Origin of the sequence: Cohnella endophytica (genome assembly GCF_003628305.1) — a bacterium.
Classification (GTDB): domain Bacteria; phylum Bacillota; class Bacilli; order Paenibacillales; family Paenibacillaceae; genus Cohnella; species Cohnella endophytica.
In genome coordinates this window covers 376,666-391,634 of sequence record NZ_RBZM01000007.1, presented here as the reverse complement: position 1 = coordinate 391,634, position 14,969 = coordinate 376,666, and the positions used below count along the sequence as shown (strand labels likewise).

The following is a 14,969-nucleotide window of genomic DNA, read 5'->3' as shown; positions in this document are numbered from 1 at the left end:
CTTGTGCTTATGCCTCTTGCTTAACGATTACGGTTCAACGCCCCAAGCCAAACTTCCCGACAGATATGCGGGAGCCTTCGTCCAGTCGACGTAGCTCGTATCGGTAGAATCGAAGGAATAGTCGCCCGTTTGCGTGTAATTCGTCCAGTCCGATTTCGAGGACCGGGTTTGGATCTCGATGCTTTGACCCGCTGCCAAGGAACCCGCTCCGCTTGTGAAGCCGATTTCCAGATAATAGTCCGCCCCCGTTTTCGGAGTCGTCATCCCAATGAAGGATCCGGTGACATTGGTGCTGCCGACAGTCGACCAGTCGCACCAGAAGCTCTGCGCTTGTACACCGTCGATCGTGTAATAGTATCTAAGCTTCACGTTCGACAGCGTAATGGCGGAAGTTCCGGTATTAACCAACTTGAACTGCGGATTAAGCGTGTTCGACGAAGCGGCCGTCGAGCCGTTGTACATTTGGACCTTCAAGCTGCTTGCCGTTCCGGTCGTGTCGACGACGGTAACGGCGAGATTCGCGGCGGATCCCGCGCTAAAGTTGAACGCAAGCGTCGTCGTCCCGACCGCTCGGGCGGCCAAATAGGCTTTCTTAATCGTTACGACGGAGCCGGAAACCGTATAATCCGTTCCCGATACCAGCGTTGCCGTACCGTTCTTGATGTTGCTCAGCGTATTGCCGTTCAGCGTCATCGTTACCGCGATGTCGGCTTGATTGGCCGTCTTCTTGTCGAACGTGGCGCTTGTCGGACTAATCGTGGAATTGGCTACCGTTGTGTCGACGACGGTAACGGCAAGACTCGCGGCGGATCCCGCGCTAAAGTTAAACGCGAGCGTCGTCGTCCCGACTGCTTGGGTAGCCAAGTACGCTTTCTTAATCGTTACGACGGAGCCGGAAACCGTATAATCCGTTCCCGATACTAGCGTTGCCGTACCGTTCTTGATGCTGCTCAGCGTATTGCCGTTCAGCGTCATCGTCACCGCGATGTCGGCCTGATTGGCCGTTTTCTTGTCAAACGTGGCGCTCGTCGGGCTGATCGCGGAATTGGCTACCGAGGTGTCGACGACGGTAACGGCGAGATTCGCGGCGGATCCCGCGGTAAAGTTGAACGCGAGCGTCGTCGTCCCTACCGCTTGGGCGGCCAAATAAGCTTTCTTGACCGTAACTACGGAGCCGGAAACCGTATAATCCGTTCCCGACACGAGCGTTGCCGTGCCGTTCTTGATATTGCTCAGCGTATTGCCGTTCAGCGTCATCGTTACCGCGATGTCGGCCTGATTGGCCGTCTTCTTGTCGAACGTGGCGCTCGTCGGGCTAATCGTGGAATTGTTCGTCGCGGCGACCGGATCGGCGTACAAAATGCCGCGTCCGTTCGTGCCGAGATAGACGCGTCCGTAAATTCGCGGATCGCCGGTGATCGCCATATTGATCTTGGCATATTGGTGCTGATCGTCATTGATCCTTACCCATGTCGTTCCCGTGTCGTCGGAGCGGAACACGCCGCGTACCCCGTCGATCTTCGCTACCGTATAGAGCGCCTGATAACTTTTTCCCGGCGCGGCCATACCGAAACCGATCAAGTCCGCTTCCTGCACGTTCGTCAGTTTCGAGAAGCTCGTTCCGGAGTTCGTGGAATGCCACAACCCGTATTTCGCTTCGACCGTATTGCCCCCCGCGAACCAGATGTCCCCTTCGATGCCTGGGACGGCTTTGATGCTGATTTGGGCTTGGTTCGGCTGTAAGCCGGGCGCGGTATTCGTCGGTAATCCCGTCGCCGCCGTCGCCGCGAACGTAGCTCCGCCGTCCGTGCTGATATAGAAGATGCCGGCGTAGAAGGCATAAAATTTGTTCGGGTTGACCCGGTCAGAAAGAACCTTCGCGTTCGCGGGTACGCCCGAGCTCGCGGTCCATGAGTTGCCGGAAGTCTTGGAATAGTATACGCCGATATCGCCGGTGCTCCACACGATAGAGTTCCCGCTCGCCGATACGGCGACTTGCCCGTTGCCGACCGTCGTCGTGCCTTTCGATGGTTCGGCGCTAGGCATATACCAATTCGCGCCGCCGTCGCTCGACAGTCCGATCGATTTCATGTTTGCGTCGGTGGACTTATCCGCGCTTCCTATGCGGACCATAAACGACGGATTGAGCTCCGCATAGTCGATGCTTTGCGTCGAGGCGTAAGTCGGCTGAGTTTGATAGGTTGTCGGCGCCTTGGTCAAATCCTCATGCCGGAAGCCCGAGATGTCGCCGAGCGCGCTGATCAGATGAGAGCTCCCCGTCGGAGGGCTTATCAGACCGAGCACCGCCGTTTCTTCGATGCCCTTGGCCGCAACCGAAATGTTCACCGTGCCTCCGGTGTCCCATGCCGTTAAATTGTTCGAGCCGTATATGGTCGCTCCGGTTCCGTACAGCATCCGGTTCGAATTGAACGGATCGATCTCCAAGTCGCCGATCATCCAACCGATCAAAGGAGACGGAATCGGCGGGTTGGCCGTTTTACCGAAAGTCAACCACGGAGCGGCCGAGATATCCTGCGTGTACCGCAGCGTGCGGTTCGGATAACCGTTCCAGTCCCAGATTCGGCTCCACGTCGTTCCGCCGTCCGTGCTACGGAAAATGATGGCATCCGGCCACCAGGAATTGAGCGTCGCAACCATAACCGTGTTCGGATTTTGCGCGTCGACCGCGAGGCCCCCGTAACCGAAGTAGTCGTCCGTGCTGCTGCTCGGAACCGGGCTAATCTTCGTCCATGTTCCGGTTGCGGTATCGAGCTTCCAGACGTCGCCCTTGGCGCCGTCGTAAGGACCGACCCCGTCGCTATAGCTGATGTATAGCTTGCCTGTAGAGGAAAGTACGCCGTGATGCGGCAAATACCCGGTCGGTTGTCCCGGAACGGCCGCCCATGTAGCTCCGCCGTCCGTACTGCGGAAGACGCTGTTCCCGGTATCCGCTACGCCGACGTAAATCGTTTGCGTCGCGTTGCCCAGACTTCCTTTGCTCTTGTCGAACGTGATCCAAGCGAGTCCGACGGGATCGCTGCCGTACTCTTGGCCCGGATTTTGAATGTACGTACCCACGTTGGTGAAACTCGTCACCTTCGACCAAGTTACCCCGTAGTCCGTGCTTTTCCACAGGCCATTGCCGCTGCGTGCGCCGTAGAAAAGAATACTATTCTTGTTCGGATCGATCATAAGTCTCTCGCCCATCGATCTGCCGGGCATGTTGCCGCCGACCTTGAACGGGAGCGCGGTCGTCTGCCAGGTAGCCCCCTGGTCGGTGGAACGCATGATCTGGCCGTTGTTGTCCCAGGCGTTCGTGTAAGTGCCCGTAGCCATGTACACACGGTTCGGATCAATCGGATCGGTGGCAAGCGCATCGACACCGTTCTTGTTCCAGTCCGTCCAACCGACCGAATCGTTGAGCGGAATCCAGCTTCCGGTCGCCTGGTTCCAACGGTACGCTCCGCCGATATCGGTACGCGCGTAAATCAGATTCGGCTGCGTCTGGTTAAATATGATTCCCGGCACAAAACCTCCGCCGGCTCCCGTAACGACGTTCTTCCAATTGTACGCTTCGCTTCCGGCGGCATGAACCTTAGTTTGCGAGGCTGGGAAGAAAGACGCGACAATGGCCGCAAGCAAAATAACCATGCTCGATTTTCGGATAAACTTCGTAATCACGATGAAACCTCCTTTGTAATATTCAGATAAAATGCCGATTCAAGGCGGAAAGAAGCCCCTGATTGCTGCTCCCCTTGCACCACGTTACAATTCACCCCCTTTCAGCAGGCTTGGCAAAAACGGCGGCATCCCCTCCGAATCGTCAATCGTTTCGGGGCTTGCGCCGCTGCGTTTCAACTCATCTTGCCGGCTCCTAATAACGATGACGCATCCGCATTGGAGGAATCCTAATTCGATTTCGCGATCTTACAGTAGGGAATCCTAAATTCGATATTAAACGGGAACGGAATGGCATTAGATGTAGGCAGCTTAACCGAAGTGTGAAAAGCGGTTGTGTGGGGGTATGGAGTATTCCATTTCGAAAGCGCGGGAGGAGAAGATTGTTCTTTCATTGTACCTTGGAAAGCGCTTCGCTCGGGAGCGAAAACGGTTGTAAGAGACAGACGGTCGTCGGTTGTTTTCGAACCGATTTCGCCCCGTGCCCGCCCGCAATCACACCGTTTTCCTCCGTCGGCACCGCTGCTCCCATGCCGAACGCACGTCGAGCAGGCCCATTCGCAATTGAATGGGCCTCATCTTTAATGTTAACGTCACAGCTCCGCGATCGCCTTTCCAGCGACCCGCCCCGTAAAGAGGCACCCACCGAGGAAAGTTCCTTCGAGCGCCCGGTAGCCGTGCATGCCTCCACCGCCGAATCCGGAAGCTTCTCCCGCCGCGTAGAGGCCGGGAACGGGATTCCCCGATACGTCCAGCACTCGCGCGGACAGATCGGTCTGCAAACCCCCGAGCGTCTTGCGGCTGACGATGTTGAGTCTGACGGCGATCAGCGGGCCGTTCTTCGGATCGAGCAGCTTATGCGGCTTGGCCACCCGGATGAGCTTGTCGCCGATGTAGTTCCTCGCTCCCTGCAGCGCCGTAATCTGCAGGTCTTTCGTGAAGGCGTTGTCCATCTCCCGGTCTCTCGCCTTGATCTGCCGCTCGATATGCGCGAGATCCAACAGATGATCGCCCGATAATCGATTCATCCCTGCCACAAGGTCGGGCAGGTTGTCGGAGATGACGAAGTCTTCGCCATTCTCCATGAACGCCTTGACCGGGCCCGGCGCTCCGGCGGTCGCCCTCCCCAGCACCTTGCGAATGCTCTTGCCGGTCAGATCGGGATTCTGCTCCGATCCGGAGAGCGCGAATTCGCGTTCGATGATTTTCTGCGTCAGAATAAACCAAGAATAATCATATCCCGACTGCTGGATCGCTTCCAGCGTACCAAGCGTATCGAAGCCGGGGAAGTTCGGCGCCGGGAACCGCTGACCCTTCGCGTCGAGCCAGACGGATGACGGTCCGGGCAGAATGCGGATGCCGTGGTTGTCCCAAACGGGATTCCAGTTCTTCAGCCCTTCCGTATAATGCCACATCCGGTCCTTGTTCACGAGCCTGCCGCCCGCCTCTTCCGCGATGCCCAGCATCCGTCCGTCGACGTGGGCGGGCACGCCCGATAACATACGCCGGGGAGGCTCCCCCATTCGGCTCGGCCAGTTCGCCCGAACGAGATCGTGGTTGCCTCCGATGCCGCCGCTCGTCACGACGACGGCTTGCGCCCGGAACTCGAACGAGCCGACCGCTTCCCTGGAACTCGCTTCGCCTCGTTCGGCCGCGCTTGGAACCAGAATGGAGCCACTTACGCCGACGACCGCCCCATTGCTCTCCCTCAGCAGCCGATCGACTTGATGTCGCGGCCGATAATCGACCGCGCCCCGGCTTATATGTTCCCGGACGCGCCGCTCGAACGGAGCGACCAGCCCCGGGCCGGTTCCCCATACAATGTGGAATCTCGGCACGGAATTCCCGTGTCCCTCGGCCAAATAGCCGCCCCGTTCAGCCCAGCCCACGACGGGGAAGAACCGTACGCCCATGCTCCGCAGCCAGGCGCGCTTCTCTTCGGCCGCGAACTTCACATAGGCCTCCGCCCAACGGCGACCCCACGCATCCTCGTCGTCTTCCCGGTCGAACCCGGCAGCGCCTAACCAGTCTTGCATGGCCAGCTCGAGGGAGTCTTTGATTCTAAGCCGACATTGCTCCGGCGAATCGACGAGGAATAAACCTCCGAACGACCACCACGCTTGACCCCCGAGGGATGCTTCCGGCTCCTGGTCCAAGAGCAGCACCTTCTTGCCGGCATCGGCGATTTCCGCCGTCGCCACGAGGCCGGCAAGCCCTGCGCCAACGACGATGACATCGAAGTCCACGATAACCAACCTCTCCCTTTTTGGGCTCCGCCCGCGATCGTATCACGCTCTCGCACCCCGCCGGTGACCCTACCCGTTAATGGCCTTAGCGGCACCCTCCAGAACGTCGATAACCCTGTCGCACCAAACATCGAATTCCGGATCCTCCGGTTGGTGCTCGGGATGCGCGAGAATGTATTGCACCGTCTGTTTGATCCCTTGGTCCAATCGCGTGGTCGCGACGAAATCGGGAACGAGCCTCTTCAGCTTCGAATTGTCGAATACGACGGAGTTTGCCTTATCCCCAAGCAGTCCGCCTCGATAATCTTCTTTGCTGCACGCAGCCAGAAACGCCGACGATACATGCACGGCATTATGCTTCACGCCGAGGGCATCCGCGATGATCTCGTAAATCTGATTCCAGGTCACCGACTCGTCGGACGTGATATGTACGGTTTCGCCGAGCGCGTGAATATTGCCCATAAGGCCGATAAATCCTTTGGCGAAGTCGCTGTTATGCGTCATCGTCCACAAAGAAGTTCCGTCGCCGTGAATGATGACGGGTTTATTGGCCAGCATTCGCTTCGCCACCTGCCACGTCCCCTTGCTGCCGTGCACGCCGAGAGGAATCGAGCGTTCGTCGTACGTGTGGCTTGGTCTTACGATCGTAACCGGGAAGCCTTCCTCGCGATAAAGCTTAATCAAATATTCTTCGCAAGCGATCTTGTTACGGGAATACTCCCAATAAGGATTAGATAAAGGCGTGCCCTCCGTAATCCGATAATCGGAAAGCGGAGTTTGGTAAGCCGAAGCCGAACTGATGAAAAGAAACTGTTTCGTCTTGCCCTTGAAGAGACGGTAATCCCGTTCCAACTGCGCCGGCACGAAAGCGATGAAATCCGCCACGACGTCGAAGTGCATATCCTCGATCAGCTTCGCGACATGCTCTTCGTCGTTAATATCCGCTTGAAGGATGCGAACGCCTTCGGGCAAACGTTCGTTGCGTTTGCCTCGGTTCAGCAAATAAAGGTCGCATCCTTGTTCCGCCAACTGTCTCGTAATCGCCGAGCTGATCGTACCCGTACCCCCGATAAATAGCGCTTTCATAAATGCACCTCCGATAGGATTGACGACAATAGCAGGACTATTATTTCTTCGTCTTGTTCATACGATAGCACGCGCGTTAGCCTATGACAAACTTCAAAAATATCCGAATCCAAATAACTTACTAAAGTTGAGAAACTCTAAAAAATATAGTAAAATGAAAGAAACAAAGGAGGGGCTAACGAATGGCCGATCAAACCACTACGAATACGAATATAGAAATCGGAATCAGCACTTTCCTGGAGGCGAGCCCGAACCCGGCAACGGGCACAAGGATCAGCCACGCAGAGCGCCTGCGTAACGCGGTCGAAGAAATCGTCGTGGCCGATCAAGCCGGGCTGGACGTCTACGGCATCGGCGAACATCACCGTCCGGACTTCGCAGGCTCCGCGCCCGCCGTCGTGCTGGCGGCCGCGGCGTCAATGACGAAGCATATTCGCCTTTCGAGCGCGGTTACGGTTCTGTCTTCGGACGATCCGGTACGCGTATATCAGTCTTTCTCTACTTTGGACGGCATATCCAACGGACGGGCGGAGATCATGGCGGGCAGAGGTTCGTTCATCGAATCGTTCCCGTTGTTCGGTTATAGCCTGGACGATTATAACGAATTGTTCGACGAGAAGCTTGAACTGCTACTGAAAATCCGGGAATCCGAGAAAGTCTCCTGGAAAGGCGGGCTTCGCCCGGCCATCGACAATGTGGGCATCTACCCGCGTTCCGTCCAAGAGCCGCTCCCCGTCTGGATCGCCACCGGCGGAAGCCCGGAGTCGGCCGTCCGTGCAGGGATGCTTGGCCTACCCGTCGTCTTCGCGATCATCGGCGGCATGCCGGAGCGATTCGCTCCGCTCGTCGAGTTGTACAAGAGAGCGGCCGCCAAAGCCGGTCACGACGTCTCCAAGCTGCAGATCGCCACGCATTCGCATGGGTTCGTATCCGATATTCCGGGCAAAGCGGCCGATCTTCTCTTCCCGCATTGGCAACACCAGTCGACCGTCATCGGTCGGGAACGTGGCTGGAGGGGCACGTTCGACCGCGCCATGTTCGACGAATCCAATAGCTTGCGCGGCGCTCTCTACGCGGGAGATCCCGAATACGTCGCGGAGAAAATCGTGCTATTGCGCCGCAACCTCGGCGTCACCCGCTTCTTCCTGCACATGGACGCCAGTTCGATCCCTCACAAGGAAACGCTGCGCGCGATCGAACTGCTCGGAACCAAAGTCGCGCCGATCGTACGCAAAGAACTTGCCCGGTTAGAGTCCCAAGGGTAAGATGAGCAATAACTAGACAAAAGCGGCCTTATCAGCCGCTTTTGTCATTTCCGTCAATCTTTAAGTTAGGCAAGCAATGATTCCTTTAACGATTGCCTTCGACACTTGCTCTTGGAAAGCCGTCGTCCGAATTCTTTTCTCTTCTTGTTCGTTCGAAATATATCCAAGCTCCAGCAGCAGAGAAGGCCTATCATTATCCCGAAGAACCTGATAATCTCCGAAATGCACTCCCCGATCTTTCGCATTCATAGACTGCCCGAACAATTGATCGTGCATAAGCGTCGCTAACGACTCGTCTTCCTTTTTGTAGTAATACGTGGTCATTCCGGAAACCGAGCTATCCTTGTAAGCGTCGAAATGAATGCTGATGAAGAGATCCGCCATATTGGCGTTCGCGATATCCACCCGTTGCTCGAGCGGGAGCTTCTCGTCCGTCTCTCTCGTCATGATCACGGTCGCTCCCGTTTTCTCCAGTTCCTGTTTCAGTTTCAGCGCGGTCGGCAGGGTGATGTCTTTCTCGTAGATATCGTCCTTGCCGATGGATCCGACGTCTTTGCCTCCGTGTCCAGGATCGATAACGATCGTCTTGCCTTGCAAAATCGGCGTTTGGGCGGTATTGACGATGCTGATCGAAGGGTTCGGCCTCCCCCCCTGCGATTCTATGGTTTTCGTTCCTGTAGAAGCTTCTCCTTCGACTTTATTGTGTAAGAGGATGGCGGCTATGGCTAAGCTAGCGATGATGATCGTAAGGTTTCTAGTATTTTTTCTCATAGAGTAATTGTAATCGCCTAAGATAAAGATACAATGGGGTCCAAATAAAAATTAGATAAAAGTTGTTTCCAATACACGCTAGCAAAGAGCATAAGCAAGAAGCAAGAAGAAGAAATTAGCGGTTTAAACCCATTCCTGAAGACGAATGATCGCTTGGGCCCGGTCTACGACCTCGAGCTTGCCGTATAGATTGCTGATATAGTTACGCGCGGTTCCTTCGGCCACGTGCATGGTTTCGGCGATTTCTCTATTGTTCAATCCTTTCATGATTAGCCTAGCCACTTCTTCTTCCCGTTCCGTCAGGCGAATAGGTTCCAGCCCGTTTCTGTGCATACGTTCGAATTGATCCGAAACCCTGCTTATCTTAGCCGCCAGCTTGGCCGCGACTGCAGCGGGAAGAATGAATTGCCCTGCCGCCGTGTCTCGGATCGAGGCGATCATCTTGTCTCCGTCCATATCCTTCAACATATAACCGCTTGCCCCGTTCGCCATCGCTTCGACGATATAATCCGTTTCGACGAAAGTGGTCAGCATGAGGACGTACGTGTTCGGACTCGCGCTCTTAATCCGTTTCAGTGCCGCAATGCCGTCCATCAACGGCATCTGGATATCCAGAAGCACCAGACCGGGCTGCAACTTCTCCGCTAATTCGCAGGCTTCCACCCCGTTCTTAGCCACGCCGACGACTTCAATGTCATTTTCCAGATCGAGAATCGTGCGAAGGCCTTCCCTCGTTAGCAACTGATCGTCGGCTATCAAGATTTTCAGCGATTTCATTCCGCGCTCCCCCCATTCCGTCTCTTCGAGTATGGTATTTCAATGATCAGCAGACACCCTTCGCCTGGCCGGGATTGGATGTTCAAGCTGCCTCCGAGCTGCTCCGCCCTGTCCTTCATCGCGTTCAAGCCAAACCCGATCCTCATGTCTTCGGCGCCTTTGCCGTTATCTTCGAGCGCGAATCTAACGAGAGATTCGGTAGTCGCCAGAACGAAACGGAAAACCGTGGCGCTTCCGTGGCGAATCCCGTTGGTCATCCCTTCTTGCAGCGCGTAATAGATTGCCTTCTTATGTACCGTCGATAGTTCGGGCAATTCACCGATCTCGGCATGTACGACGACTCCCGTATTGTGCTCCGTCTCTCTAATCAGTTGTTTTAACGTCGGCACGAGGTCCGTGAACTTCTCTTCTTTTAACATGTGAATGGAGCCGCGGATTTCGTTCAATCCGTGACGGACGAGATCTTGCGCGTCCCTCAGTCTCGCGGTCGCGCTCTCCGCGTCCTTGCTTAACAGACGTTTGCCCGCTTCGATCTGCAACAGCGTAGACGTGAGCGTATGGCCGACGATATCGTGAATTTCTCCGGCGATCCGGTTGCGTTCCTCGTAGACGGACACCTCGGCAAGCGCCGCGGCCGTCTCCTTCATCGATCTTTCCAAGCTGCGCGTCCGGTCCTCGACTTGCTCCTCCAAGCTGTTTTTCAAGTATTGGATTCCCGCGTATAGCTTCGCGTTCGCGATGGAGATCGCGCACTGGGAAGCCAGAAGCTTCAATACATCCAGTCTTTCCGGCGTGAAGACGCCCGGCGACAACTTATTCTCCAAGTAAAGCACGCAAACAAGTTGCTTCTGATAGAGGATCGGAAGACACAGCACGGATTTCAGTCCCTTGCTCCGCACTTGCGGATTCCGAGCGAACAAGCCTTCGCCAGCCGCGTCGTCCAGCAAGATTTCGTTTCTCGTCCGAATCGCGTAACCGATGATCGCGGAAGGAACGAGTCCGGACTTTTCGTCCGCAGGGATGGAGGCTACCCGCAACGCTTCCGAGGTTCCGTGAGCTTCTATCGTCCAGTCGCCCTCGTGCTCGAACAGTATCGCCCCGAACTCGGCGCCGGCGTTGCGAAGCATGATCCGCAGTAGCTTATCCAAGAGCGGTCCCATCTCTATCTCGCCGGACAACGCCTGAGCGGATAACGCGACTGATAAATAGTCGACGCGCTCCAGTCCCGACTCCCGCTTCGCCTGCAGCAGATGAGGGTATTCGCGCTCCAATTCTGCCACCTTCGGAGCGGCTCCCCAATTCGCGTACGCGTCGCGGGCTTCCGCCATGTAAGCCTTCGCTAACGGCAGCTTGCCTTGACGCGATGCGTACTTGGCGAAGCACTCCGCCGCCATAGCCACGTCGTGGATATGACCGTACTTGCGCCCCGCTTCGATCGCCTGCTCGTAATACCTTTCGGCATCGCCGTATTTCTTTTTCAACCGGGAATACTCCGCTCTGATAATGGCGTATTTATGAAAATAATTTTCAGGACTTCTTTTCGCGTATTTGCTTAAAGATTTCAAACGTTTGCTTATGCCCCTTAAGTAGACGCGCCGCTCCTCTTTGCCTGCATCTTCGTATAGCTGCGCCCAGACGAGCGATTCGTACAAGTATTGCATGCTATGCTCGAACGTGTCCTTGCGCGATTCGATGATTGCCAGGGATTCTGCCAACGCTTCCTTCGCATCCTCGAATCGTCCGTAGATATATCCCGGAATATAACGACAGACGCAGATCAGCTCCCGAATCATGCCCGCCGGGTCTCCTTGAATCGAATCGATGTAATCTTCTCCCAAAACATTCTCTATCGGATAAGGATCGTCCGGCGACCTGTACCCTGTCAGCCGAACGAGAAGCTCGGCGAATAAGGTCGCTTGCGCCCAATGAAAGCTGCTTTGGTTTCTTCGAAGGTCTCCGGAGTGGGCGATCAACCGCTCGTAAATCCCGTTCATCGGATAACCGAATTGCAGCAGCATAAACCCGTTCAACAGTACGCTCTGATTGCTATGCCACAAATCCCCCGATTCAAGCCCGACTTTCCCCGCTCGATCGGTGAACGTCTGCAGCATTTCCGGCTCGTATCGCCGCCAGCTATCGATGCATATCGAGAATGCGGCTAACGTCTTCACGTGCACCAGCGGATAAGGCTTCGACAATTCGCAGGCCATTTCCCCCCACTTGAACGTGTCCTCGTGCTTATGGAAGGCGAAGTATTGAAACATCGCGTATCCGACGAAACCGAGCGCGGATTCCGGGGCCAAGCCTTCGTCGAACGTCATCTCGACCATAAGAAGCGAAGCCGAAAACCACCCGCGTTTATTTTCGTTAAAACAGGCGTTGGTCGCATAACCCAACACCGACATCGCAAGCTTGCGGGCTTCGTCTTCCATCGGAGGCAACCCGGAGATCGTTTCAACGGGATGTTTCTTGATTTTCCGTCTTACTCTTAGCCATTGGATCAGGGACTGCGCGGCGTTCGGGTAAAAGGGATTCCGCACGTCCAACAATTCGAGCGTTTTGCGGGATAAGGAAATGACTTCCGTATATAGATCCTGGGAAGAAGCAAGCCGAATCATCATCTCGTAAACGTACGCTTGCTCCAATTTCGTCGACGCCTTAGAAAGCGTCAATCGGAACAATCGATCGGCTGTTTCGAATTGGGCACACAAGTACTCTGTCTCCGCTCGCTCGCGAAACGCCTTGAACGTGAACGAATAGGCGATCTCCCATCCGTCCGGACCCATTAATTCCGTCGCGATGCGCAAGTAGCCGAGCGCCGTCTCGTAAGCCGTCTGCCTTTTCGCCGCCATGCCCGCCCGAACGTTAAGCTCCGCCAGTTGCAGACGTTGTTCCGGCATCTCGAACAGCTTCCGCGCTTGATTCAGATGGTTCACGGCTTCGAAGATGCCCGCATCTTCTTCGGCCTCCAATCGATCGGCCATCCACGTGCCAATACGCAAGTGAGGCTCTATCCGGTCCTCTTCCGCAATCAATGCGAGAGCTGCCTGCCGGATGCGGTCGTGTTTAAACCGATATTTGCGATTCTCTCCTCCGAGCAACTGGAGAAAACCTTCCTGGACGGATCGATCGAGCGAATGGCGCAGCTCTTCCCTATCCCGAAGGGTCAGCAAAGCCAGCATCTTAATATCGAATCGGCCGCCCAGTATCGCTGCGTAGCCAAGCGCAAATGCGACGTTGTCCGGAAGATGCATCAGTTTAACGGAAATATAGTCGACCGCGTTATCGGCAACGTTCATCTCGTAAATTACGTCCATGTTCCAATGCCAATTGCGATTGGCGGCGTCGAAAGCGACTTGCCGGTCTACGACGAAATCTTGAAGCAACCGTTTAAGCAAAAAAGGATTCCCTTCCGTATGACGAAGAAGGTGCTCCGCCAGTTCGTCCGTCTTCGCGTCATCGTCGCGCAGCGCGTCCCGAAGTAATCGGTTCAGGTCGTCCAGCTTCAGCGCGCTTAACGAAATCGCGCTGATTCCTACTGCTCGCCGGGCATGCATGGACTCCCACCCCGTCAACGGATGTTCTTGGACTTCCTCCTCGCGATAAGCGCCGATGACAAGCAGATGCTTCGTCTCGCGATCCTCGAGGAAGTATCCAAGAAATTGCATAGAGGCATCGTCCGCCCACTGCAAATCGTCGAAGAACAGGATCATAGGACGATCCCCTAACAAGAATTGCTGCAGAAAACGGGTCAATACCTTCTGAAACCTACGCTGGGCCTCCGTTGGGGCGAGCGGTTGCAGGAAGGGCTGCGGACCGATGAGCAAGGCAAGGCGCGGAACGAGATCAAGCAAGAGTTGCCCATGACCTTCGACCGCTTGTTCGATGCCCAGCCTCCAAGCCTCCGCCTGTTCCGCGCTTCCCATCAGCAGCTGATCCGCCAATTGCTCGATCGCTTGAATCCATACCTCATAAGGCCTGACGGCATGATTCGCCTCGAATTTGCCCGAGGCGAAGAAACCGGCATCGTCCCATTCGCTCCTCAGCGTCTCCATGACGAACGAAGTTTTGCCGACCCCCCCGCTGCCGATCACCCATACGATCTCTGAAGCGCCATCGGCTGCTCTGCGCAACGCCTCTCTTAGGTCGTTTTGTTCGAACTCCCGCCCATACAATCGGGAAGGAACGGTCCAGCGATCCGGAATATCCCGGCTTGCGAGTTTGAAAGGTTCCACGACTCCATAGCCCTGCAACCGTTCGAAGCAGGTTTGCAGATCGTGATGAATCCCGAAGGCGCTGACATATCTGGCATCGGGCGACTTCTCCAAACACTTGCCGACGATATCGGAAACCAGCCTGGGAAGTTCGGGCGCGCGATGATAAAGTGGTTGAGGCGTTGCGGCCAAATGCTGATGAACGGTATCGAGCACGTTGCGCGACTTGAACGGCAGGCTACCCGAGAACCATTCATATAACACGACGCCAAGCGAGTAGAAATCCGAGCGGTAATCCGGCTCTACGCCCGTTCTCCCCGTCTGCTCCGGGGCAATATAAGGCAAAGCGTCATCTATGACGTCGGATATGGAAAAAAGCGGTCCTTGCGCGGATTCGGACGAGCTTTTCCGGATGTCGACGAACTTGACTTCCATCGTGTCCGCGTTCGCGAACAGATGTGACGGCGTCAGCTCGTTCAGCGTCAGCTTCGCTTGATGAAGCTGCGTCATGCTTCTCGCGGCCGCAGCTGCAACGCCGACCAGCAGACGCAAATCCGCACGGCCTACTCGCCCGCGCAACGCTTCGGCTAGGGTGCTTCCTCCGATATCCCGCATAAGCAGCACGGGACGGCCTTCCGACATGAGAAGATCGAGCGCTTCCATCGCGCCTTTGCCGTCCAGTTCCCGCATCCTCTCGTACTCGTACCGAAAAGCAGCGACGGCGTGGGGATCCGGAAGCGCCTCTCGCGTCGTCTTGGCGATGACGCTTTGCCCGTCTTCAAGCCGCATCAAGCGAAATAAGCTGAACTCTCCGTTGCCGCCCAATTTCTCCCTCATACGATAACCTGGTAATTCCAGCATATATTCGTGCTCCCCGGTCGCTATAATCGTAGGATCTTACATCGTGCCTAGTCTTTCCGTTATTATAGCAT

General features: G+C 55.8%; 7 protein-coding genes. 1 reads left to right on the top strand and 6 read right to left on the bottom strand.

Going from position 1 to position 14,969, the window contains the following annotated elements; translation table 11 throughout:
* Positions 1–27: 27 nt before the first annotated feature.
* The 3 genes from D7Z26_RS17690 to D7Z26_RS17680 form a co-directional block, all read right to left on the bottom strand.
* Positions 28–3,651, bottom strand: a complete 3,624-nt coding sequence (locus D7Z26_RS17690; protein WP_120978460.1) for a X2-like carbohydrate binding domain-containing protein — start codon at positions 3,649–3,651, stop codon at positions 28–30.
* A 620-nt stretch (positions 3,652–4,271) separates the two neighbouring features.
* Complete coding sequence (locus D7Z26_RS17685) at positions 4,272–5,924, bottom strand: FAD-binding dehydrogenase (protein ID WP_120978309.1); 1,653 nt, start codon at positions 5,922–5,924, stop codon at positions 4,272–4,274.
* A gap of 69 nt (positions 5,925–5,993) precedes the next feature.
* Positions 5,994–7,010, bottom strand: coding sequence for an SDR family oxidoreductase (locus D7Z26_RS17680; RefSeq protein ID WP_120978308.1), 1,017 nt, complete (start codon positions 7,008–7,010; stop codon positions 5,994–5,996).
* A 182-nt stretch (positions 7,011–7,192) separates the two neighbouring features.
* Here D7Z26_RS17680 and D7Z26_RS17675 point away from each other — a divergent pair, with 182 nt between their 5' ends.
* A complete protein-coding gene (locus tag D7Z26_RS17675) occupies positions 7,193–8,275 on the top strand; it encodes an LLM class flavin-dependent oxidoreductase (RefSeq protein WP_120978307.1) in 1,083 nt (360 codons plus the stop codon).
* 60 nt (positions 8,276–8,335) lie between these two features.
* Here D7Z26_RS17675 and D7Z26_RS17670 read toward each other — a convergent pair whose 3' ends face one another.
* From D7Z26_RS17670 to D7Z26_RS17660, 3 genes are all read right to left on the bottom strand, one after another.
* Complete coding sequence (locus tag D7Z26_RS17670) at positions 8,336–9,046, bottom strand: N-acetylmuramoyl-L-alanine amidase family protein (protein WP_120978306.1); 711 nt, start codon at positions 9,044–9,046, stop codon at positions 8,336–8,338.
* A gap of 123 nt (positions 9,047–9,169) precedes the next feature.
* Positions 9,170–9,823 carry a response regulator transcription factor gene (locus D7Z26_RS17665; protein WP_120978305.1) on the bottom strand — a complete coding sequence of 218 codons (654 nt, stop codon included), beginning with the start codon at positions 9,821–9,823 and terminating at the stop codon, positions 9,170–9,172.
* Entirely contained in the window at positions 9,820–14,898 is a 5,079-nt protein-coding gene (locus D7Z26_RS17660) for an AAA family ATPase (RefSeq protein ID WP_120978304.1), read from the bottom strand. Before D7Z26_RS17660 ends, D7Z26_RS17665 begins: the two co-directional genes overlap by 4 nt.
* Positions 14,899–14,969 lie beyond the last annotated feature (71 nt).